The following is a 22,632-nucleotide window of genomic DNA, read 5'->3' on the forward strand; positions in this document are numbered from 1 at the left end:
AGGTGCGAACAAACCATCGGCTAAGTTTTTAGGGTGTGCTTCGGGGGCAAATTTTGAGCTGGCGGTCACATTCTGACAGTAACACCGTACAGTGAAATTACTCCGCCGGCACCCTACAAGACGCACCCTACAATAACTCATGATTTTTTGGATAAAATTTACCCGGAATTAAACTGTTACGCTTTAATGCCAGGTAAAATGTTTCACTTTTGGCGATGTCAAGTATTGGTTGCGTTTAGTTTGCCCAATGTGTCAACTATGACTGAAACTTTTTTGCGATCGAATTGAGTTAATGGCAATTTAGGGAGTGAAAGTCTCTTTGTTTTTTTGCTTGTGCTTGAGAATTTTTACTGCGCCCAACGCACCAAAAGCTAGTATTGTGCCAACGTAGGTAGAAGGTTCGGGAACCACTTGATAAGTATAATTGAAATCCAACTTCTCCTCAGAATTGTCTGGTTTTTTTGTGGAGATATAACCCTTAGCTGTCTGACCGTTAACCGGGTGATACCTATCGTACTTAAGATTGTCAAACGTAAAACTTAGCACGGATATACCAGGATTAGGAAGATCAGGAAATAATGCCTTTTCTACTTCATTTGATTTAAGCTTCACAGTTAAGGTAGAATTTTTGTTGAAGCTATCAGTCACGGAGTCGGTGATGGCACTAACAAACTTGTTGTTGCCTACTCCAACAAGGAAAGACCACATAGAAATATCCTTGGCTGTACCAGTCCCCCACTCTTCATCCTGCCACAAAAACTGACCAACAAAAGTACCGGCGGGAGCGGGAAATAAACCAGATGATGAAGTCTTACTCTCAAAACTAACTGCAATTGTAGCTGCCTGAACGGGAGTCGAAACAACTCCGATCGCCATTAACGCTACTCCCGCTACTCCAGCTACTCCCGCCGATAATTTCCCAAACAAATTAGATTTCATAACTTTTTTCCCTATCATGATTGTGAGCCAATGAAAACATGGATGACGCAGTTAAAGCATATAAAAATGCCCAACTGTCACAGCAAAGCTACGGATATTTAAGCTTGCCATAAACTTATGTTTTCCAGCAAAACTCAATAACCTCGATCGCACATCAATCCCTACTCTGGGCAGGCACTATCTCTCACAGATCGACTTCATTTAAATACATAAACATTAGCGATCGATAATAACCGCAGGTGAGTCAGAGATTTTATTAAAATTAGGAACTTGTAGATGCTTGTACATAGACTAGAACATCCTCATCAATGTCGCAAAAAATTTTACAAAATTTTACATAGTCATCTAGATGCGATCGCTATCAATACCTCAAAAGCCAGTGATTGTGTTGCCATTTTGGCAGAATATTTAAGTGCAAATTGATTAAATCCCAGTCTTAACGCGAACTATGGGTATTCTGTTGTTTTAGGTCGATCTACTTAGAAGATTGTCTACTACTGATATTGTCTTACTTCGTGTCCTTCGCGTCTTCGCGGTTCCATAATTCCGTACTGTTGCAGTTTTGCGCTACGCTAAACAAAATCTCAACCGTACACAACCAGTGAAATATTTCTTCTTATCCGACGGCTGGAAAGTGGGGCGCGTCTGGGGAGTTGGCGGCGAGTGGACAGCAGCCGGCTGGAGGCGCCAGCCGGACATCCAACAGCTCAAGCTCTCCCTGTTGGATCGCAACGAAAAAATGTGGCTCTACCGCGTAGAAGACGCCGTAATCATGGTAGAAGTCAAACCCTGTGCCCCTCCCGATCCCGCAGATCCGGCAAAAAATATCGGCAGCGTCACCCTCACCAGACTGATCGATGCCGAGCAAGTCCTCGAACGCCTCGGGACGATCGCCACTCGCTGCGAAATCGAGAACCCGCAATTAATGTAAGGCCGAACATATTGCAATCGGTTCTAACACTCGATACACTTCTTTAAATAACTTTCATTTTTATGCCTCCACCTGTGAAGGTAGAAAGGATTCGGTAAAAGGCAGAATTTACAGCCCGCAGGTAACTGCACGGCATTGAGAATCTGATTTTTCCGTCAAAATAGACATCATCACTTACACCTTGGAGAACCGCAGTCAATGGGACTACCCTGGTATCGCGTACACACAGTCGTCTTAAATGACCCAGGTCGATTGATTTCTGTACACTTAATGCACACTGCCCTCGTGGCAGGTTGGGCCGGCTCGATGGCCCTTTACGAACTAGCAGTCTTCGATCCCACAGATCCAGTTCTGAACCCGATGTGGCGTCAAGGGATGTTCGTACTACCCTTCATGACTCGCTTGGGAGTCACCGGTTCTTGGGGCGGTTGGAGCATCACCGGCGAAAGTAACGTCGATCCTGGCTTCTGGTCTTTTGAAGGCGTCGCCGTCGCTCACATCATCCTCTCCGGTTTGCTGTTCTTAGCAGCAGTATGGCACTGGGTATTCTGGGATTTGGAACTCTTCAGAGATCCTCGCACCGGCGAACCAGCCCTCGACTTGCCAAAAATGTTTGGCATTCACTTGTTCCTCTCCGGCTTGCTCTGCTTCGGCTTCGGGGCATTTCACCTTTCCGGACTTTTTGGCCCGGGAATGTGGGTTTCCGACCCCTACGGCTTGACCGGTCACGTCCAACCAGTGGCGCCTGCTTGGGGCCCTGAAGGCTTCGATCCGTTCAATCCGGGTGGCATCGTCGCTCACCACATTGCAGCGGGCGTAGTCGGCGTAATTGCCGGTTTGTTCCACTTAACTGTGCGGCCGCCGGAACGTCTTTACAAAGCCCTGCGGATGGGGAATATCGAAACTGTACTTTCTAGCAGTATTGCTGCTGTGTTCTTTGCAGCTTTCGTGGTTGCGGGTACGATGTGGTACGGTTCTGCTGCTACTCCGATCGAGCTTTTCGGCCCGACTCGCTATCAGTGGGATGGCAACTATTTCCAACAAGAGATCGATCGCAGAGCTCAAGCTAGCTTAGCCGGCGGTCAAAGCTTCCAACAAGCTTACGAGCAAATTCCCGAAAAATTGGCTTTCTACGACTACGTCGGCAACTCTCCTGCTAAAGGTGGTTTGTTCCGTGCTGGCGCGATGGTCAACGGCGACGGTATTGCTAAAACTTGGTTGGGCCATGCAGTATTTACTGACAACGAAGGTCGGGTATTGTCGGTACGACGCCTCCCGAACTTCTTTGAAACTTTCCCAGTAATTTTGACGGACAAAGATGGGGTCGTTCGCGCTGACATCCCCTTCCGCCGTGCTGAATCAAAATACAGCTTTGAACAAAGCGGAGTTACTGTCAGCTTCTACGGTGGCGAACTGAACGGTCAAACTTTTAAGAATCCTTTAGATGTTAAGAAGTTTGCTCGCGCCGCCCAACAGGGTGAAGTATTTGAATTCGATCGCGAAACCTTGAATTCTGACGGTGTTTTCCGTACTTCAACTCGCGGTTGGTTCACATTCGGACACGTTTGCTTTGCTTTGCTGTTCTTCTTCGGCCATATCTGGCACGGTTCTCGGACTATTTTCCGCGACGTGTTTGCTGGAGTTGAGGCTGACTTGGAAGAACAAGTCGAGTGGGGCTTGTTCCAAAAACTGGGCGACAAGAGCACAAGAAGAGAAGAATCTATCTAGTTTTCTGCCGCCAAAGAGTACACCGGGAAACTTCCCGGTGCACAAAAACCCGGTTTCTTCAAGAAACCGGGTTTTTTTAGTTATTGACACTTCCCGACCTTAAGGTACGGGGATTCTTAAGAGATTTCTGTCAAAATATCCTGCGCAAGCGTGGGTTCCCAGGCTGATTACATTTGCAGCCTAGCTGCGCAGTCATATCTCCTCAAAAATGTTTTGGGCGTAGACTTTCCCTCAGTCCGGCGGTAGGTTTTTACATCTTGTGCGATCAAGTTATCCTACCATATTCATTTGTGAAGATGGATTTGTTATTTTACTTAACAATGTAAAAAAGTCGTGCGATCGGGACGGAGTTTTAAACCCAATTTTCTGATAAAATAATACGGCAAGGGAAGATAGGGAAAATTTAACATGGAAAGCGTTGCTTACATTTTGATTCTGGCTTTAGCCTTAGGTGTACTATTTTTTGCGATCGCCTTTCGGGAACCACCCCGGATTGGCAAATAATTAGCTTACGCTGGCAGCCAAGGGGTGTCAACAATGGCCTCAAAACCTTTGTATCTCTTGTTTATAGCAGAGTCTAGATCCCCCTAAATCCCCCTTAAAAAGGGGGACTTTGATAAGACTACTGTCCTCCCGGATAGTGGGGGGACGCAAGACACTCTTGTCCCCCCCGACCTAAGGGGGGCTAGGGGGGATCGGGCCTAGCCATCAAACAGCAGTCTAGAACTAGGTTTTAGCTCAAGTTGAGACACATCCTCAGCACTGTATCCTCAGTAATTTTTCTAGTCCAGCTATTCATCAGACCCCCGGGCGGTTAGATGAATGGCAATTTGCTGGCAACACCTGTTAAAATCAGCAATCATGCGCTGTTCCTCCTGCCAACACACAAATAGCCGCGTTCTCGAATCGCGTTCAGCCGAATCTGGTCAAAGCATCCGTCGGCGGCGCGAATGTTTGAGCTGTCAGCACCGCTTCACAACTTACGAACGCATAGAATTTGTGCCGATTACGGTGATTAAGCGGGACGGGAAGCGCGAATCTTTCGATCGGTCAAAATTAGTCAGGGGACTGGTTCGGGCCTGCGAAAAAACAGGTCTGTCTTCGGGACAACTCGAAACCCTGGCAGAAGAAATCGAAGCTCAACTCCAAGGTCGATCGCTCCGCGAAGTCACCAGTTCTGACATTGGAGAATTAGTATTGTTACATCTGCGGCCGCTCAGCGAAGTCGCTTACGTCCGTTTTGCCTCGGTATATCGGCAATTTCGAGGCATCCGAGATTTTGTAGATACCCTAAATCACCTTCAGAATCCCCTCAGCGAAACTCAAGAACCAGGAACTAACCCAGATTTTGACGGTTGTGTGCCGGATTCGGATGCGTGCGATCGAGAAAGCCCCGCATCCTATGCTACTCCCAGCTAAGCTCGCTTAAATTAATTTATAGAAATATTCTGGGAGATTGAAAACCGTGTCGCGAGGAAGGCCGGGAGGAATAGCGACTCAAGAGACTCTCATTCGAGCGAGTGTTCTTTTTTCTCAGTAAGAGTGCTGGGTGTGATATGATCGTCATCGGTCTAAAATAGAGTATAACTAGACAACGTAAAAACTTAACTGGATTAGTTGAGTGCGTAGTCACACCTAACGGTGTTGCAGTTTAGGAAAGCTCGCATTTGAACAAAACCTAACTAAAGATCGGTGACCAACTTAAATACGGTAGGGCATACCGAAATTTACGCTTCTGGAGAAACCGACCTCTACTTAGACTGGAGTAATCCTGTCGCCAGCAAGTCGGCTCGTTGAATGAAGAATCTCAGTTTATTTATACCTGAGAGTGTCAAAATAGTCCACTGGACTCTGAATGTTAAAAATCAAACGCTTTAACACAGAGTTGGAATTAAGAGCAATGGCAAGCGCCGGTGTACGGTTGCACCGGGCAAAAGTTGGCAAAAACTGACTTTCGTAAAAGATTTTGCAAGAAGTTAACCACTTTTTTAGCAAAATCTCTAGTATCTGCCTGCAAACGAAAAACATGAAGGAGAGAAATCCTAGGAAACTATTCGCATGGTCAATACCAAAACCACAGTCAAAGACATCGGCTTTACTCACGAAGATTTTGCGGCCTTACTTGATAAATATGACTATCACTTTAGCCCCGGCGATGTAGTAGCGGGTACAGTTTTTAGTATAGAACCGAGGGGCGCTCTGATTGATATCGGTGCTAAAACAGCAGCGTACATTCCCATTCAGGAAATGTCCATCAATCGAGTGGAAAGCCCTGAAGAAGTATTGCAATCAAACGAAACCAGAGAATTTTTCATCCTCACCGATGAAAATGAAGACGGACAATTAACCCTGTCCATTCGACGCATTGAGTATATGCGCGCCTGGGAAAGAGTGCGACAACTGCAAGCAGAAGACGCTACAGTTCGATCGCAAGTATTTGCCACCAACCGAGGCGGCGCACTCGTAAGAATTGAAGGATTGCGAGGCTTTATTCCCGGTTCTCACATCAGCACCCGCAAACCGAAGGAAGAATTAGTCGCCGAAGAATTGCCATTAAAATTCTTAGAGGTAGACGAAGACCGCAACCGCCTAGTGTTGAGCCACCGTCGCGCCTTAGTCGAGCGCAAGATGAACCGCCTCGAAGTCGGGGAAGTGGTCATCGGTACAGTGCGCGGTATCAAGCCCTACGGTGCTTTCATCGACATCGGCGGCGTCAGCGGCTTGCTGCACATCTCGGAAATTTCGCACGATCACATCGATACGCCTCATAGCGTGTTTAATGTCAACGACGAAGTGAAAGTGATGATCATTGACTTGGATGCTGAGAGAGGCCGGATTTCTCTCTCCACCAAGCAGTTGGAACCGGAGCCTGGCGCGATGGTTAAAAATCGCGAATTGGTGTACGAGAAAGCTGAGGAAATGGCTGCTAAGTTCCGCGAAAAAATGCTCGCTCAAAAGCAAGCTAAAGCTGGGATTGAAGTTCCTGTAGATGCAACTGATTCTGACGAACTCTCCGATGAAATACTCGAAGATGTACCGTCAGCAATGGAAGAAGATTTGCCGGAAGAAGCACCAGTAGCAGTTGCGGAAGCTACATCCGAACCAGTTACGGAAGCTACACCCGAACCAGTTACGGAAGCGGAAGCTACACCCGAACCAGTTACGGAAGCTACACCCGAACCTGTCGCGGAAGCTATACCCGAACCTGTCACGGAAGCTACATCAGAGGTATCTGAAGAAATACCTCCGGTGACAGTCGAATAATATCGAAATTAGTGTTATTGGTTAAAGAGGGATTACCCTCTTTTTTTAAGCTTATTTTTTATTATCAATATAATATTTATGAGTCGATCTTCTGTCATTCTCAGCTACGCTGAGAATGAACAGAAAATCGGTTGAGATCCTTTCCGTTAACAAATACGGGGTTTTCGCGGAGATTTCGATGAACAACTCTGAAGCAAATATACCGGAATCGATCGCACCATCCTCGCTCGATCCCGAAGAGCAAAACACAGTAGATGCCCCCTTTCCCATCGTTGGGATTGCCGCCTCTGCCGGAGGGCTAGAAGCATTCACGGAGTTACTTAGCCACTTACCCACCGATACGGGCATGGCATTTGTGCTGATTCAGCATTTAGACCCCAATCACAAAAGTCTGTTGAGCGAAATTCTCACCAGAACCACGCAAATGCCTGTCAGTCAGGTGCAAGACGGGACGACTGTAGAGCCGAATCAGGTATATATAATTCCGCCCAACACCAAGATGACACTCGCCTCCGGGGTGCTGAAACTCACACCCCGCGAGAAAATTTATGGAAAATATATGCCGGGAGATGCGTTTTTCGTGTCCTTGGCAGCCGATCGCGGACACAAGGCGATCGCCGTAGTATTATCGGGGGGAGACGGAGACGGTTCCCTGGGGCTCAAAGCAATCAAAGCAGCCGGAGGAGTGACCTTTGCTCAATGTGAAGCCTCGGCAAAATTCGATAGTATGCCGAATACCGCAGTTGCCACAGGTGATGTAGACTTCGTTCTGCCCCCTCAACAAATTGCTGAGGAATTGGCAAATCTCAGTGACAATCCCTTGCTTTCTTGCCCGATATCGACCATCCCGGTTGAAGAATTACCCCCAGAGAGGGATGTGCGGGCAACTATTTTGGGAATGCTACGATCGACCACAGGCGTTGATTTCACCCACTACAAAGTCGCCACGATCGATCGACGCATTCAGCGACGGATGCTGTTATATAAGCTGGATAGATTGGCAGATTACGCCCAATACCTGCGAGAAAATCCGGCTGAAGTCCAAGCCCTGTATCAAGAAATTCTGATCCACGTCACCAGTTTTTTCCGAGATCCAGAAGCCTTTCAACAGTTAAAAGAGCAGGTGTTTCCCACAATTACCCAAAATAAATCGCCCAAGAGTCCCATACGGATTTGGGTGGCGGGATGTTCCACAGGAGAAGAAGTTTACTCGATCGCCATTTGTTTGTTAGAGTTTTTGGGCGATCGAGTTTCTCTCCCAGCGATCCAGATTTTTGCCACAGATATTAGCGAAGCAGCGATCGGCAAAGCGAGGTCTGGCTTCTACTTGGAAAACCAGATGATCGACGTTTCATCAGAGCGTCGCACTCGCTTCTTTATCCTCGAAGGAGGAGGCTATAAAATCAACAAAATAGTCCGCGAACTGTGTATATTTGCCAGACAAAACTTAGGTAGCGATCCGCCTTTTTCCAATCTAGATCTAATTAGCTGTCGAAATGTGCTGATTTATTTGGCAGAGCCGTTGCAAAAACGAGTGATTCCCATTTTTCATTACAGTCTTAACCCGACTGGCTTTCTGCTGTTAGGCAATTCTGAAAGTATCGGAAAGTTCTCATCCTTGTTTGATTCAGTGCACGCAAAGTGCAAAATTTATGCTAAAAGATTGACTGAAAATAGTCCAATATTTTCGTTTTCGACGAGTTCTTACCCCGTCGCTAAAGTAGATGAATCTGAGCAAATGAATGAAAACGCTTCAGATTCCTTTGACTTACAGCGATACACAGACCAACTGATTTTGAATCGCTATGCCCCAGCAGGTGTGGTCGTCAACGAGCAGATGAACATTCTGCAAGTGCGGGGAGACACTAATCTTTACTTGAGACTGACACCAGGGATTCCCACCTTAAATTTGCTGACAATGGCAAGGGAAGGCTTGATAATCGAGCTACGCACGGCAATTTATCAGGCACAAATGCAGAATGTAATTGTGAGAAAAGAAGGGGTAATACTGGTCGCGGGCGAGCGATCGAGTCTAGTCAATCTTGAGGTGATTCCCTTCCAGCCTGCGACTGTAGAATCACGCTACTTTTTGATTCTATTTGAAGAAGCTTTACCCACTGCGATCGGTCTCAGTACAGTTAATTATGAGAGCTTGGATCCTGGTGATTTAGAGCGTGAGATTGTGCGTTTGAGACAGGCACTTGCCACCGCTAATCAAGAAAAAAAATCGGCTCAAGCGCATCTCCAAGCAGTAATTCACGAGCAGGAAAGTCTCAACCAAGATATCAAAGTTGCCAACGAAGAAATCCTATCAAGCAACGAGGAGTTGCAAAGCACCAACGAGGAATTAGAAACTGCCAAAGAAGAGATTCAAGCTACCAACGAGGAACTGATTACCACTAACGAGGAACTTCGCAGTCGAAATCTTGAACAACACCAAATAAATAACGACTTAATAAATTTACTGGCTAGTATCAATATCCCGATTTTGATGCTGGCAAACGATTTAAAGATTAGACGCTTTACGCCAATGGCAAAGCAACTTTTTAATCTGATTCCTACAGATATTGGACGACCTTTTAGCGATATTCGCTCCACTCTGGATGTTCCAAATTTGGAAGAGATGATTTTGGAGGTGATTGATACTCTCCAGACGAAAGAACAAGAAATCAAAACTCTAGCGGGATATTGGTACAACCTCCGCATTCGTCCTTATCGCACGACGGAAAACGTGATTGACGGTGTGGTAATGGTTTGGATCGATATTGATGCTATGAAACGCACTGCCAAAACCTTAGAGTTAGCCCGAAATTATGCTGAAACGATCGTCGAAACTGTGCAAACGCCTTTAGTCGTGCTGGATGCCGATCTACAAGTGAACACAGCCAATCGATCGTTCTATGAAACATTTCAGGTTTCAGCCCCAGAAACAGCGCAATTTTCGCTGTTTGAATTAGGAAATGGGCAATGGAATATCCCGAAACTGCGATCGATCTTGGAAGATATTCTGGTGAGTGATGTTCAGCTTCTAAACTTTGAGTTAAATCACGTATTTGAGCAGATTGGGCAGAAAACTATGCTGCTGAATGCTTGTAAACTGCAACGAGAAGACCAAGCTTTAATGATTTTGTTGTCGATCGAGGATATCACAAATCGCAAGCAGTTTGAGACAGAGCGATCGCAGTTATTGATGCAGGAGAAGTCAGCCCGTCAAGACGCAGAAATCAGCAACCGTGCCAAAGATGAATTTCTGGCGAATCTCTCCCACGAGCTCCGCAACCCCCTGACTCCGATCCTGGGATGGGCAAAATTGCTGCGCTCTGGCAAGCTGAAGGAACCAGCCGTTACTCGGGCCCTAGAGGTAATCGAGCGGTGTGCGAGGGCGCAAAATCAGTTAATTGAAGATATTCTGGATATTTCCCGGATTACGAGTGGTAAGATTCATCTCGATATTAGTCCGATCGATCTGGTTGTGGTGGCGCAAAGTGCGATCGACGGGGTGCAATTATCAGCCGATGCCAAAAACATTTCAATTGTTGCACAGTTGAGTTATGCGATTGTTTTAGGCGATGCCGATCGTCTGCAACAAGTATTGTGGAATATTTTATCTAACGCCATTAAGTTTACCCCATCGGGCGGACGAGTGGAAATTGCCCTAGAGTCGATCGACAGTCACGCTCAAATTCGAGTCACCGACACTGGAAAAGGGATTCGGGCAGACTTTTTGCCCTATATTTTCGATCGCTTCCATCAAGGTGATTCCAGCACCACCAAGGCTAATCAAGGGCTAGGATTAGGTTTGTCGATCGTCCGTCAATTAGTCGAACTTCACGACGGTATGGTGCTTGCTGAAAGTCCGGGTGAGGGACAAGGAACTACAATAACTGTGAAGTTGCCGCTAGTGGCAATTGCCCAACAATTAACACCGCCCAGTCATGTAGAGCCGACTGTATTAAGCATACCTCCAAACAGATCAAAAGAGGCCGTACCAAACCTTGAGGGCTTGCAAATATTAAGCGTAGATGATGATGTCGATACCCGTGAGTTATTGCAATTTGTGCTGGAAGACTGCGGTGCCCAGGTGCTAACGGTGGGTTCTGCAAAAGAGGCGATCGCGGCTTTGACGAAAAACCTTTATGACGTGCTAATTTCCGATATTGGAATGCCAGAGGAAGATGGGTATTCCTTGATGCAACAAGTGCGATCTCTTGATGCCGAAGCTGGTGGAAATATTCCAGCCATTGCGCTTACTGCTTATGCTAGCGATGGAGAACGGCAAAAGGCGATCGATGCAGGTTTCAACAAGCATATTGCTAAGCCTGTGAAGCCTGTTCAACTCGCATTAATCATTGCGGAGCTAGCGGGAATATCTTAAATAATCTTGGACATAAGAGTCGGCGGTTGAAACCGCGTCTATACAAACAAAACCCGGATGGTGCGCGGGTTGAAGAATGCCGGTTAAAATTACCTTGTTTTCTTCAGCCGGCGTCCGGCGGACATCGTTTGTGTAGACGCGGTTTCAACCGCCGTCTAATCTCAGACATCGTTGATATAGACGCGGTTGCAACCGCCGTCCGATCTAAAAACAATTGCCAAAAATAGCACAATATGAGACAATACAATAAAATATAGAAATTAAGGAGTTTTGATTCTTGGTAACTATTAAATGTCGAGGCATTAGCTTCTATAATATTCAAGCCGTAATCTTTGACAAAGACGGCACTCTAGAGGATTCTCAAGAATTTTTGAGACATTTAGGGATGAAGCGATCGCGCCTCGTAGATGCTCAAATCCCAGGCGTTGGAGAGCCATTACAAATGGCTTTCGGCATCGAAGTTGGTAAAATCGACCCCACGGGCTTGCTAGCAGTCGGTAGTCGCCGGGAAAACGAAATTGTGGCGGCAGGATATATCGCGGAAACTGGCAGAGGATGGATAGAATCTTTAACTATTGCTCAACGCGCTTTTGATGAAGCCGACCAAATGTTAAAAAGTAGTCCACCTTCTCCTTTGTTTGTTGGCAGTTTGGAAGTATTAAAATCTCTGTATGAAGCTGGTTTGAAACTAGGAATTCTTTCGGCTGCGACAACAAAAGCGGTAGAAAAACTTGTGAAAGCTCACCAATTAAGCGAATATATTCAGTTAGAAATGGGTGTGGATTCTGTACATCTGAATAAACCCGATCCGAAACTATTTTTGTTAGCTTGTGAGAGACTGGGAGTAGATCCCGCAGCAACTTTAATGGTGGGAGATTCGGCGGGCGATATTCAGATGGGGAAAGATGCTGGTGCGGCGGGCTGCATCGGGATTTGTTGGGGGAATGCCCAGGTTAGTCATTTGGAAAAGGCTGATGTGGCGATCGCATCTTTGGATGAAATTACAATTTTAGCAGATTGAGCAAACATCACATCGCTAGGGCAGGTTTTGCTTTGGAAAATCTCGCTTCTAGCCGAGTCCAGATCCCCCCTAACCCCCCTTCAAAAGGGGGGGACAAGAGTGTTCAAAGTCCACCTTAAAAAAGGGGGACAAGAAAGAGCATTCAAAGTCCCGGGGATAATCGGGGCGAACCCGAAGTGTTTGAAGTCCCCCTGATTGTTGGGAGACTTTGATAAGAATCTTGTCCCCCCCTTTTGAAGGGGGGCTAGGGGGGATCTGGTCTCGGCGGTAAACAGCAGTCTATGATTACGTTTAATCTTAAGTTAACACGATAAAAAGCATTGCGGTGTCCCTACAAACAACGCAAACCCAGAATTATCACATCTCTTTCAACGCCATCAAGTTCGGCGACTTGCGGCAGATATCCCCACTGCTGAAACCCAAATTTCTGGAACAACGCTAAACTCGGCTGATTGTGAGCAAAAATTATTGCCATCAGGGTTTTAAGTCTCAATTCTGGACTCCGCGCAATTGCCGATTGCAATAATTTTTGTCCAATTCCGCAGCTTTGGCGATCGGGTGTGACGTAGATGCTAACTTCTGCGGTATGCTGATAGGCGGCGCGTCCGTAGAAAAGCTGAAAACTCAGCCAGCCGACGATATTTTGTTCTGATTCCATTACCCAAATCGGCAAAGAATAGGGCGAGTGTTCTCTGTACCATGCGAGGCGGCTTTCGACTGAGACTGGTTTTAAATCTGCTGTGGCCATTCTCCCCGGTATTGCTGCATTGTATATTTGGACAATTGCGGATAAATCGCTTTCTACTGCGTCGCGGATTTTCATCGTTTGGTTGACTGTTGACTGTTGACTGTTGACTGTTATACCAATTTTTTACTGTGCTGTATAGCCGTCATAATTCACGCGTCAAACCATTTTTTCTGTCATATATGTAGGGTGAGCAATGTGCACCTTACTGCCATAATTCGCGCGTAAAACAATTTTTTGCATTAATTCTGCAATTATTAACTGTCAACTGTCAACTGTCAACTGTCAACTGCTATACAGTTCCATGATATCCCTAACAGCCATCCGCGAATTGGCTCCCAATGTCAGGGGTGAGGTGTGTCCTCGCTGAAAGTGTTCTGCCGCCGCACAGCCGATCATTGCTGCGTTGTCCGTGCAATATTTTAATGGGGGAAACAATACTCGCAAGTTGTGCTTAACTGCGGCTGCTTGTAAATGTTTTCGGAGTCCGCTGTTGGCTGCGACTCCGCCACCGACTACTATGGTAGTGAGTCCGAAATTTAGCGCACAGTCGATCGCCCTTTTGGTTAAACCCTTCGCCACTGTTTCCTGAAAACTTGCCGCAATATCATTAATTGTAGAGGCAGTCAAGACGCCTTCGCCACCGGCATTAATATCTTGTTTTTTAAGTTTCTGCACTAATTGCAAAACTGCTGTTTTCAACCCGCTAAAACTGCTGTCGTAGGGATGGTAGCCGCCACCGGGCAGCGAAATTTTGCCTTCTGGGAGGGGGTATGCTTGGGGATTCCCCAGGGCAGCCAATTTGTCCATCAGCGGCCCGCCGGGATATCCTAGCTGCAACAGTCTGGCGACTTTATCAAAAGCTTCACCCGCCGCATCGTCGCGCGTTTGTCCGACTGTTTCGTAAACGCCGCAATCTTTAACATAAATTAAACTGGTGTGTCCCCCGGAAACTAACAAGCACAAAAACGGCGGCTGCAAGTCTGGTTCGATTAAGTAAGAAGCGTAGATGTGCCCTTCGAGGTGGTGGACGCCTAAAAAAGGTTTTTGGTGGACTATTGCCAAGCTTTTCGCCGCTGTCAGCCCGACTAACAATGCACCTACTAAACCGGGGGCACAAGTCGCTGCAATGCCGTCAATTTCTGACCAACTCAAGTTGGCTTCACTCAGGCACTGGGCAATTACCTGATTTAGCATTTCTAGGTGACTCCGCGAAGCTACTTCCGGGACTACCCCACCGTACTGCTCGTGGATTTTAATTTGTGATGCTACAACATTGCTGCAAACTTGACGATTCTTAACAATCGCTGCTGCTGTTTCGTCACAACTTGTTTCAATTGCGAAAATGGTTGCCATTAACTGGTAATTTTATTTGATAGGTTAGCTATTGCTAGCTTAACGAATTCGGCGCAAGTCCCCCGGCTCGATCTGTTCTCAGGTTATTGCTTGTGGATATTTGCCAGCCGTTGGAGTGGGCCGGAGGCGATCGAACTATAATGCAAGCTGCGGAATATCCTAGCGGTATTGCTAAGCTCTCGCACTGACCTATGAAACCGGAATCCCTGATTCTTTTGGGCTTTGCCGCCTCTATGATGGAGACTTTAGACTGTCAGCAAGTGCGGTAATCTGGATTCGGATCGGCAAGTTGAAATGCTTGTACAAAAACTTATTGTTTTGTAACAAAAGGAAACAATTTCATGCGACGATTGTTTGCTGCAATTTTAGTGGTTAGTCTGTGGATCAGTTTTGTTCCAGTTGCTTCGGCTTACAATTTAGTGCCGTGCAAGGACTCTCCCGAATTCAAGGAACTGGCTAAAAATGCACGTTCTACCAATGGCGACCCGGCATCTGCCAAGGCAAGATTCGAGATGTATTCTCAAGCTATGTGCGGCCCGGAAGGATACCCGCACTTAATCGTAGACGGCAGCTTGGACAAGGCTGGCGACTTTTTGATTCCTAGCGTGCTGTTCTTGTATATTGCTGGTTGGATTGGTTGGGTAGGCCGCGCTTATCTGCAAATTGCCAAAAAATCTGCAACTCCAGAGGAAAAAGAGATTATTATCGACGTTCCTGTGGCAATCTCCTGTATGCTGAGTGGCTTTTTGTGGCCTCTGGCAGCACTCAAAGAAATCACCACTGGTGAAATGTTTGCCAAGGACGACGAAATTACTGTTTCCCCCCGCTAAAATAGGGAAATGGAGCCAAGGCTAATAGCTAACAGTTGATCGATTAACTGCAAGTTAGCAATTAGCTCCTTACCGAGCGATCGGCAATTACCAACTGTCTCGAATTTTCAGGAGCAGAATTCATGCAATATTTTGTCAAGTTTCTTTCGACCGCACCAGTATTGGCAGCGCTTTGGTTCTCTATTCAAGCTGCGGGTTTGATTGAATTTAACCGCTTTTTCCCTGACTTGCTTTTCCATCCGATGCCTTAAGATTTGACCGGAATTAGGTCTCAAAAATTAGGGCAAAAAAGTTGAGAGTTTTGAGTTTTGAGTGATGAGTTAAAGGTTAATTTAAAGCTCAAACATCAGAACTCTCAAACTCTATAGACTTTCTCAGTAACATGAAGTGGGCATGGGGAATAGGGCATGGGGCATGGGGCATAGGGAATAGGGCATGGGGCATGGGGCATAGCTACTAAAAACTAAGAACCAAGAACCAAGAACCAAGAACCAAGAACCAAGAACCAATAACAACTAACAACTAACAACTGACAACTGACAACTGACTAATGACTAATATTGTGAATCGATGAAGTCTTATCTCGCCGCAGCAATTCAAATGACTAGCTTGCCTGACCTGCAAAAAAATTTGGTGCAGGCAGAGGAATTAATCGACCTGGCAGTGCGTCGGGGTGCGGAGTTAGTTTCCTTACCAGAAAATTTCTCGTTTATGGGAGAAGAGGAGGAGAAGATTGCTCAAGCAGAGGCGATCGGACTCCAAAGCGAAAAATTCCTCAAAACTATGGCCCAGCGGTTCCAGGTGACGATTCTGGGCGGCGGATTTCCCGTGCCGACGGATGGGGGGAAGGTATACAATACTTGCTTGCTAGTAGACCCAAACGGTAGCGAAGTGGCAAGGTACAAAAAAGTACATTTGTTTGATGTGAATGTGCCAGACGGGATTACTTACAGGGAATCGAACACGGTGAAAGCTGGTGAAGATTTGCCGCCGGTTTATGTGTCGCCGGAGTTGGGGACGCTGGGACTTTCGGTGTGCTATGACGTGCGGTTCCCGGAAGTGTACAGGCATTTGTCGCAGAAGGGTGCTGATGTTTTGTTCGTGCCGGCGGCGTTTACTGCTTACACTGGCAAGGATCATTGGAAGGTTTTGTTGCAAGCTAGGGCGATCGAGAATACTTGTTATGCGATCGCCCCGGCACAGACTGGACACCACTACGGTCGCCGTCAAACTCACGGTCACGCCATGATTGTAGACCCTTGGGGTACAGTTTTGGCGGATGCCGGAGAGGAACCGGGTGTGGCGGTGGCAGAGATTAATCCCGATCGACTAGAACAAGTCCGCCGCCAGATGCCATCGCTGCAACACCGGGTTTTTATGTAAGTTATGGTGGCTTGGTACTTCGCAGTTTTGTCACCAATTGGTGTCAAAATTGCAGTTTTCGCCAGCCACCAGACCTGAATAGTTTTTATTCTAGGAATGAATTGTGTACGTTCGTACACTAAAAAAATGTCTAATGCAGGTTCAATGGGCGTGCACTTCTGCTTAAAAGGCGAATGGGCGACAGTAGAATTGCACGAAATGCGTCTTTTTTGGATAAATGAAACACACTCTTTCGGTTTTAGTTGAAGATGAAGCGGGTGTCCTCACTCGAATTGCTGGTTTATTTGCCCGTCGGGGTTTTAATATTGAAAGTCTGGCCGTTGGCCCAGCGGAGCAAGTGGGAGTGTCTCGGATTACAATGGTTGTACCGGGAGACGACCAGATTATCGAGCAGTTGACTAAGCAACTGTACAAGTTGATTAATGTGCTTAAAGTTCAGGATATAACGGAAATTCCCTGTGTGGAACGGGAGTTGATGTTGCTGAAAGTTAATGCTGCTAGCGGAACGCGATCGGAGATCATTGAGTTAGCTCAGATTTTTAGAGCGCGAGTGGTAGATATTGGTGATGATACGCTGACTTTGGAAGTTGTCGGAGATCCGGGTAAGATGGTGGCGATCGTCCAGGTTCTAAATAGATTTGGGATTAAGGAAATTGCTCGTACTGGGAAAATTGCCCTGACGCGGGAGTCGGGGGTAAATACGGAGTTTCTCAAGTCTTTGGAAGCAAAAGTTTAACCAAGAAGTCATTAGTCATTGGTCATTAGTTATTAGTTATTAGTCATAAAGAATGTTTTAACTTTTAACTTTAGACTTATGATGACTTCATGAGGGGGAGCATCTCAAGTTTTGCAAAAAGCATTTTTTCTTTGAGTGCGAGCGTCCCCGCTCGCGTATTTTATAATAAAGCACGCGAGCGGGGACGCTCGCACTATAAATGCAAAACTGACAACTGACAACTGACAACTGACAACTGACAACTGACAACTAAGAGGCCGGGCACGGTGGCACCGCCCCTACCAACTGATATCATTTCCGGCCGATTGACCGCAATAAAATTAGATCGCGCGTGCGGACTTTCGGGCACATTATGCGGACTGAAGTCCGCACTACGAACTTTTTGCGAACTTTTATTATTATGGTAATTGACCGGACATGATATGACAAATGACAACTGTCAACTGTCAACTGTCAACTGTCAATTGACTCATTACCATTTAGGTTGACTTTCGATCAAACCTGTGGCTGTGATGGTGTCTACAGGCTTTGAGAAAAAGTATCCCTGTCCGTATTCGCATTGCAGAGCTCTGAGCAAATTAAGCTGTTCGATGGTTTCGATTCCTTCAGCGATCGCATCCATGCCTAAATGACGGGCTAATATCAAAATAGTCTCTACAATAGCTTCGTTTCCTTCATCTTCAGTCATGCGGCTCACAAAAGCTCGATCGATCTTTAAGGCATCAGTGGGAAAAGTGTGCAGGCGGCTCAAAGAAGAATAGCCTGTGCCAAAATCGTCAATATATAATTCAATTTCTAAATTTTTTAATTGGGAGAGGATAGCGGCGGCTGATTCGGCATTGTCCACGATCACCCCTTCGGTAATTTCTAACTTTAAAGTGCGGGGGTCAAGGTGAGTTTCTTGTAAAATCTCACGAATGCGATCGATTAAATCCGGCTGTTTAAATTGTTCGTTAGAAAGGTTGACGCTGACAGTCAGCGGCGGATTTGCTGGGAATTTTTCGTGCCACTGATGGATCTGACAGCAAGCCGATCGCATCATCCACCAACCAATAGGTACAATCAATTTAGTTTCTTCTGCTACTAAAATAAACTCACCGGGAGCTACTAAACCGCGCTCGGGGTGATACCACCGCAGCAGCGCTTCAAAACCGCTGATTCTACCGCTAGTTAGAGAGACGATGGGCTGGTAGTAAAGCTGAAATTCCTGGGAGTCTAGAGCGCGCCGCAAGTCGTTTTCCAGTTGCAAAAGGGCGACGGCGCGAGTGTGCATACTTAAGTCGAAAACTTCGTGGCGAGCTTTGCCCAATCCCTTGGCGTGATACATGGCAGCATCTGCATCTCGCAGCAGTTCTTCTGGTCGATCGTACAATATTCGGAATGGGGCGGGAACCGTAGAGTCGGGAGATAGGAAACACAAAGCAGTTTCTAGATCGACATTTCCGAGATTTCCTGGACTATAAAATTCGGAAAAATTGTTGGGATCCTGTGGCAAACCGGAACAAACAATACCAATGCTAGCACTGCTAAAAACTTGATATTCGTTGAGATAAAAAGGCTCTGCCAGTTCCGCTTGCACTCGTTCGGCAATGTGGATCGCATCATCGGTGTTTTTGATATTTTCCAGCAAAATAGCAAATTCGTCGCCGCCGAGACGGGCAACGGTATCTCCAGCCCGCAAACAGATTTCCAGGCGCTGGGCGATCGCGATTAGCAAGCGATCGCCCACTAAATGCCCCAAACTGTCATTAACCACCTTGAAGCGGTCTAGATCGATAAACAGCACCGCAAACAAAACCTCGGGACGGCGTTTTGAAAGCTCGATCGCGTGTCCCAAGCGATCCATAAATAAAGCTCGGTTGGGCAAACCCGTCAGGGTATCGTGCAAAGCATCGTGTACTAACTTCTCTTCAGCTATTTTCCGCAGAGTGATATCTTCGACAGTACCTTCGTAGTAAAGCAAATTGCCACCAGCATCGCGAACAGCCCGGCCGTTTTCGGAAACCCAGATAGTGGTGCCGTCAGCGCGGTAAACTTGGGACTCGAACTCAGACACAGAACCGTGTTTTTCGATCGCACCCAAGAACTCGACGCGGCGGTTGGGATCGAGGTAGAGTTGGCGCTCGATATCGTGGATGTTTGCGATCAGTTGGGTAGCAGACTCGTAGCCGTAAATTCTGGCTAAAGCCGGATTGGCACTGAGATAGCGCCCGTCAGGAGTTGTTTGAAAAATTCCCTCGATCGCGTTTTCAAAGATGCTGCGGTATTTTTCTTCGGCTTGTTGCAGCGCGAATTCTGCCTGCTTGCGATTGCTGATATCTGTCAGCGTGCCCAGATAGCCCAGAACTGCTCCATTGTTGCCAATTTCCGGCACTGCTTGCCAAAATACCCAGGTTGTGAGGTCGCCGTTGCAAAAGCGGTATTCTAACTTACAAGGCAATTTATCTGTGACAGCGCGATACCACTGGTTCAAAATGCGATCGCGGTCTTCGGGATGCAAACTTTGGGCCCAACCTTCGCCCAATGCCTTTGGTGCAGTCAGTCCCGCCATCTCCAAAAATCGCTCGTTGACATACAAACAATATCCCGCAGCGTCGGCGCGGAAAATCCCGACTGGCAGTATTTTAGCTAAAGTGTAATAGCGGTATTCGCTTTCTAGCAGGGCGCTGGCAGCTATTTTAGTCTCTGTGATATCAAACATTGCGCCTTGAAGGATGACGGAGTTGCTGGCTCGATCGCGAACTGCGATCGCTCGATCGCGGAACCAGACAATTCTGCCGTTGCGGGCGATCGCGCGGTATTCTGACACCAGCGGCCCGTCGCTAAAGATATCTTCTCCGTCGGTAAATTTCTGTGTGGCGTTTTCAACTAACACGCGATCGCGGTCTTCTGGGTGAACGAGTTTCAGCCACAGATCTGGGTCTGCCTTCCATTCAGCTACAGAATAACCCAGAAAAGTCTCGATTTGCGGGCTGATGTAAAGTTTGGCAGCGCTGCGGTTGAGGGGAGAAATGTAGGTGACAGCCGGCATTTGTTCTACAAGCGCGCAGTATTTCGCTTCTACGGTGCAGAGTGCTGCTTCTAGGCGCTGCCGCTCTAATTCGGCGGCGGCCCGTCCGGCAAAGATGCTGATAATTAGTTCAAATTTGCCAAGATGTGCTTCTAGTAAAGGGCGATCGTGGAAAATACAAATAATGCCTAAAGGTTCGCCGTAGGAGTTTTTCAGCAAGATTCCCAGGAAGCTGCGCGAACCTGTAACGATCGTTCTGCGGTCTTCAGGAAAGGTTTCCAGGAGGCGGTCTGGACAGGAGTACATTCCCTGCTCAAACACCAGCGCTTCGGGCGTATTGGCGGTGTTGCACTCAAAGTTTGGCTGTTGCTGTCCGTCGCTCCAAAAACTGATAACTTGTAATTTATCGGGAGTTAGATCGGTGCGTTCGATCGATTTAATCGATTTGGCAGCGACGGCGCTGCGAACTCCTAGTGCTGAGGCCAAGTGGGGAACTAAAGTATCAAAGAATTGTGTCCCCCCCGGCGAATTAGTACCTGCCAGGATGTCACCTAGCAAGTTTTCCTCTAATTGCGGGGAAGTGCTGCTGTTGGGAGGGTTGTCGTTAGGAGGGCTATCGGCATTTTGGTCGATCGAACCCTGGATGCTCAGACTAACGGTTTTGCTGGTGGAAGGCCCGACAAGAGGAGAAGAATTCACAGTTGGGCGTTGTTGCTGGGCTAATAATAGATTGCAGCCAATACCTAACAGTTTACCCAAGAAGCTGTCACCGATCGCCAATAGAGTTGAGTTTGGCAAAATCAACAAGTTTTTCGTAATTTTCAATCTCGCAGACAAATCTGGCTGTAATTCTGCCAACTGCGGTTGTTCTTGGGCAGTTGGCAGACTGGGAGGCCTTTGGTGCCACTTGAGATAAATCGCGATCGCGAAGACAAAAGTCGCCGATAATCCCAGAAGGTATGCAAGAATCTCAAAGTAAAAAAATAAATCTAGCTCGAACATCGATTAGCACCGCTCGACAATTATAGTAGTTAGCAGAAAGAATTGGTTTAAAGCCGGAAACCCGATCGGGAGAAATTAAAATTAGACTATTCATCACTCCAATCCTCGGACTTCGAGATAGAGGTAGCTGTCCCAAGTCAACTGTCAATTGTCAGTTGAATTAAAGCCAGTCTATATTATTAAAAATAACTAAGTATCGTCACGGATGAGTAACGAATACAAGGTAGGATTGGAGGTGAAGGCGAAAATAGAGTTAATACCCCTGATGAAAGCGATCGTTTTTGAAACTCCCGGAAGCCCATCCGTATTGAAACTGCAAGATATCTCAGTCCCTACTATACAAACAGAAACAGAAGTTTTGGTAAGGTTGCGGGCGGCAGGCATCAATCCGATAGATACTAAGTTGCGATCGCGCGGCACTTTTTACCCCGAGAAAACTCCTCACGTTTTGGGGTGCGACGGTGCTGGAGTGGTAGAAGCTGTCGGTGATGCTGTGCAGAGTGTCCAAGTCGGAGACGAGGTTTTTTTCTGCCACGGGGGTTTAGGCGGGTCGATCGGTACTTACGCTGAGTTTGCCGTTGTAGACGAACGTTTTCTCGCCATCAAGCCTGCTGCTTTAAGTTTTGCTGAGGCGGCGGCGGCACCCTTAGTTTTAATTACAGCATGGGAGTCGCTTTACGATCGAGGGCGCTTGCAAGCCGGCCAAAAAGTGCTAATCCTAGCAGGTGCAGGCGGAGTCGGCCACGTCGCGGTACAGTTGGCTGCATTGCAGGGTGCTGAGGTTTGCACTACTGTTAGTTCCGAAGCAAAAGCCGAGTTTGTACGGCAGTTAGGTGCACATTCAGTTATTTTATACAAAAATACGGATATTGTCGATCGGGTTTTGGCTTGGACTGAGGGCCAAGGAGTTGATTTGGCTTTTGATACAGTCGGGGGAGAAACTTTTTACCAAATTATTCCGGCTGTGAAGATTTACGGAGATTTGGTAACAATTTTGGAACCAGATCCGGCTTTGGGGAATTTGAAAACTGCAAGAATGCGGAATTTGCGGATCAGTCTGGAGTTAATGTTAACTCCGATGCTGCAAAATTTGGTAGAGGAACAGCAACAGCAGGCGAAGATTTTGCAGCAATGCGCTCGTTTGTGCGATCGTAATTTGCTCAAAATTCACGTCAGCCAAACTTTCCCGCTAGAACAAGCTCAAGCAGCCCACGAGTTATTAGAAACAGGCTCAGTAACGGGTAAAATAGTGCTTGAAATTGCAGCTAATTGAAATTCCCGCTGAATCGAATTCGACCAGGATCGACCTTGG

The 22,632-nt window shown here is 46.9% G+C and carries 17 protein-coding genes; 12 read left to right on the forward strand and 5 right to left on the reverse strand.

Going from position 1 to position 22,632, the window contains the following annotated elements:
* Positions 1-300: 300 nt before the first annotated feature.
* Positions 301-939: a PEP-CTERM sorting domain-containing protein gene (locus tag QZ918_RS08190; protein WP_293333314.1), complete on the reverse strand. Its 639-nt coding sequence runs from the start codon at positions 937-939 to the stop codon at positions 301-303.
* Positions 940-1,540: 601 nt separating this feature from the next.
* On the opposite strand from QZ918_RS08190, the gene QZ918_RS08195 reads away from it, so the two are divergent.
* From QZ918_RS08195 to QZ918_RS08225, 7 genes are all read left to right on the forward strand, one after another.
* Positions 1,541-1,870, forward strand: a complete 330-nt coding sequence (locus QZ918_RS08195; RefSeq protein WP_293333317.1) for a hypothetical protein — start codon at positions 1,541-1,543, stop codon at positions 1,868-1,870.
* 198 nt (positions 1,871-2,068) lie between these two features.
* Positions 2,069-3,598 carry a photosystem II chlorophyll-binding protein CP47 gene (psbB, locus tag QZ918_RS08200; RefSeq protein ID WP_293333320.1) on the forward strand — a complete coding sequence of 510 codons (1,530 nt, stop codon included), beginning with the start codon at positions 2,069-2,071 and terminating at the stop codon, positions 3,596-3,598.
* A gap of 408 nt (positions 3,599-4,006) precedes the next feature.
* Positions 4,007-4,102, forward strand: a complete 96-nt coding sequence (locus QZ918_RS08205) for a photosystem II reaction center protein T (protein ID WP_083622085.1) — start codon at positions 4,007-4,009, stop codon at positions 4,100-4,102.
* Between the two features lie 357 nt (positions 4,103-4,459).
* Positions 4,460-5,017, forward strand: a complete 558-nt coding sequence (gene nrdR, locus QZ918_RS08210; RefSeq protein ID WP_293333445.1) for a transcriptional regulator NrdR — start codon at positions 4,460-4,462, stop codon at positions 5,015-5,017.
* 639 nt (positions 5,018-5,656) lie between these two features.
* Positions 5,657-6,862 carry a 30S ribosomal protein S1 gene (locus QZ918_RS08215; protein ID WP_293333323.1) on the forward strand — a complete coding sequence of 402 codons (1,206 nt, stop codon included), beginning with the start codon at positions 5,657-5,659 and terminating at the stop codon, positions 6,860-6,862.
* Between the two features lie 178 nt (positions 6,863-7,040).
* Positions 7,041-11,237, forward strand: coding sequence for a chemotaxis protein CheB (locus QZ918_RS08220; RefSeq protein WP_293333326.1), 4,197 nt, complete (start codon positions 7,041-7,043; stop codon positions 11,235-11,237).
* Positions 11,238-11,514: 277 nt separating this feature from the next.
* Positions 11,515-12,258, forward strand: a complete 744-nt coding sequence (locus tag QZ918_RS08225) for an HAD family hydrolase (protein WP_293333329.1) — start codon at positions 11,515-11,517, stop codon at positions 12,256-12,258.
* A gap of 331 nt (positions 12,259-12,589) precedes the next feature.
* Here QZ918_RS08225 and QZ918_RS08230 read toward each other — a convergent pair whose 3' ends face one another.
* Both QZ918_RS08230 and tsaD read right to left on the reverse strand, forming a co-directional pair.
* Positions 12,590-13,081, reverse strand: coding sequence for a GNAT family N-acetyltransferase (locus QZ918_RS08230; RefSeq protein WP_293333332.1), 492 nt, complete (start codon positions 13,079-13,081; stop codon positions 12,590-12,592).
* 207 nt (positions 13,082-13,288) lie between these two features.
* On the reverse strand, positions 13,289-14,359 hold the full coding sequence (gene tsaD / locus QZ918_RS08235; RefSeq protein ID WP_293333334.1) for a tRNA (adenosine(37)-N6)-threonylcarbamoyltransferase complex transferase subunit TsaD: 1,071 nt from the start codon (positions 14,357-14,359) through the stop codon (positions 13,289-13,291).
* Positions 14,360-14,700: 341 nt separating this feature from the next.
* On the opposite strand from tsaD, the gene QZ918_RS08240 reads away from it, so the two are divergent.
* From QZ918_RS08240 to ilvN, 4 genes are all read left to right on the forward strand, one after another.
* Positions 14,701-15,189 (forward strand): Photosystem I reaction center subunit III, encoded by a 489-nt coding sequence (locus QZ918_RS08240; protein ID WP_293143241.1) that lies wholly within the window; start codon positions 14,701-14,703, stop codon positions 15,187-15,189.
* A gap of 122 nt (positions 15,190-15,311) precedes the next feature.
* Positions 15,312-15,440, forward strand: a complete 129-nt coding sequence (psaJ, locus tag QZ918_RS08245) for a photosystem I reaction center subunit IX (RefSeq protein WP_293143244.1) — start codon at positions 15,312-15,314, stop codon at positions 15,438-15,440.
* Between the two features lie 319 nt (positions 15,441-15,759).
* Positions 15,760-16,572, forward strand: a complete 813-nt coding sequence (locus QZ918_RS08250) for a carbon-nitrogen hydrolase family protein (RefSeq protein WP_293333337.1) — start codon at positions 15,760-15,762, stop codon at positions 16,570-16,572.
* Between the two features lie 217 nt (positions 16,573-16,789).
* A complete protein-coding gene (gene ilvN, locus QZ918_RS08255) occupies positions 16,790-17,308 on the forward strand; it encodes an acetolactate synthase small subunit (RefSeq protein WP_190739991.1) in 519 nt (172 codons plus the stop codon).
* A 472-nt stretch (positions 17,309-17,780) separates the two neighbouring features.
* Here the strand turns inward: ilvN and QZ918_RS08260 are convergent, their stop codons facing one another.
* Entirely contained in the window at positions 17,781-21,320 is a 3,540-nt protein-coding gene (locus tag QZ918_RS08260; RefSeq protein ID WP_293333340.1) for a sensor domain-containing protein, read from the reverse strand.
* Positions 21,289-21,414, reverse strand: a complete 126-nt coding sequence (locus tag QZ918_RS08265; protein ID WP_293333342.1) for a hypothetical protein — start codon at positions 21,412-21,414, stop codon at positions 21,289-21,291. The genes QZ918_RS08260 and QZ918_RS08265 overlap by 32 nt, the downstream gene beginning before the upstream one ends.
* 171 nt (positions 21,415-21,585) lie before the next feature.
* Here QZ918_RS08265 and QZ918_RS08270 point away from each other — a divergent pair, with 171 nt between their 5' ends.
* Positions 21,586-22,593, forward strand: a complete 1,008-nt coding sequence (locus tag QZ918_RS08270) for a zinc-dependent alcohol dehydrogenase family protein (RefSeq protein WP_293333448.1) — start codon at positions 21,586-21,588, stop codon at positions 22,591-22,593.
* The last annotated feature ends 39 nt before the right edge of the window (positions 22,594-22,632 follow it).

The organism is Microcoleus sp. CAWBG58, from assembly GCF_020883045.1.
Classification (GTDB): domain Bacteria; phylum Cyanobacteriota; class Cyanobacteriia; order Cyanobacteriales; family Microcoleaceae; genus Microcoleus.

Coding starts and splice junctions, on each gene's coding strand:
- QZ918_RS08190 (WP_293333314.1), bottom strand. CDS start 939: ATGAAATCTAATTTGTTTGGGAAATTATCGGCGGGAGTAGCTGGAGTA.
- psbB (WP_293333320.1), top strand. CDS start 2,069: ATGGGACTACCCTGGTATCGCGTACACACAGTCGTCTTAAATGACCCA.
- QZ918_RS08205 (WP_083622085.1), top strand. CDS start 4,007: ATGGAAAGCGTTGCTTACATTTTGATTCTGGCTTTAGCCTTAGGTGTA.
- nrdR (WP_293333445.1), top strand. CDS start 4,460: ATGCGCTGTTCCTCCTGCCAACACACAAATAGCCGCGTTCTCGAATCG.
- QZ918_RS08215 (WP_293333323.1), top strand. CDS start 5,657: ATGGTCAATACCAAAACCACAGTCAAAGACATCGGCTTTACTCACGAA.
- QZ918_RS08220 (WP_293333326.1), top strand. CDS start 7,041: ATGAACAACTCTGAAGCAAATATACCGGAATCGATCGCACCATCCTCG.
- QZ918_RS08230 (WP_293333332.1), bottom strand. CDS start 13,081: ATGAAAATCCGCGACGCAGTAGAAAGCGATTTATCCGCAATTGTCCAA.
- tsaD (WP_293333334.1), bottom strand. CDS start 14,359: ATGGCAACCATTTTCGCAATTGAAACAAGTTGTGACGAAACAGCAGCA.
- QZ918_RS08240 (WP_293143241.1), top strand. CDS start 14,701: ATGCGACGATTGTTTGCTGCAATTTTAGTGGTTAGTCTGTGGATCAGT.
- psaJ (WP_293143244.1), top strand. CDS start 15,312: ATGCAATATTTTGTCAAGTTTCTTTCGACCGCACCAGTATTGGCAGCG.
- QZ918_RS08250 (WP_293333337.1), top strand. CDS start 15,760: ATGAAGTCTTATCTCGCCGCAGCAATTCAAATGACTAGCTTGCCTGAC.
- ilvN (WP_190739991.1), top strand. CDS start 16,790: ATGAAACACACTCTTTCGGTTTTAGTTGAAGATGAAGCGGGTGTCCTC.
- QZ918_RS08260 (WP_293333340.1), bottom strand. CDS start 21,320: ATGTTCGAGCTAGATTTATTTTTTTACTTTGAGATTCTTGCATACCTT.
- QZ918_RS08265 (WP_293333342.1), bottom strand. CDS start 21,414: ATGAATAGTCTAATTTTAATTTCTCCCGATCGGGTTTCCGGCTTTAAA.
- QZ918_RS08270 (WP_293333448.1), top strand. CDS start 21,586: ATGAAAGCGATCGTTTTTGAAACTCCCGGAAGCCCATCCGTATTGAAA.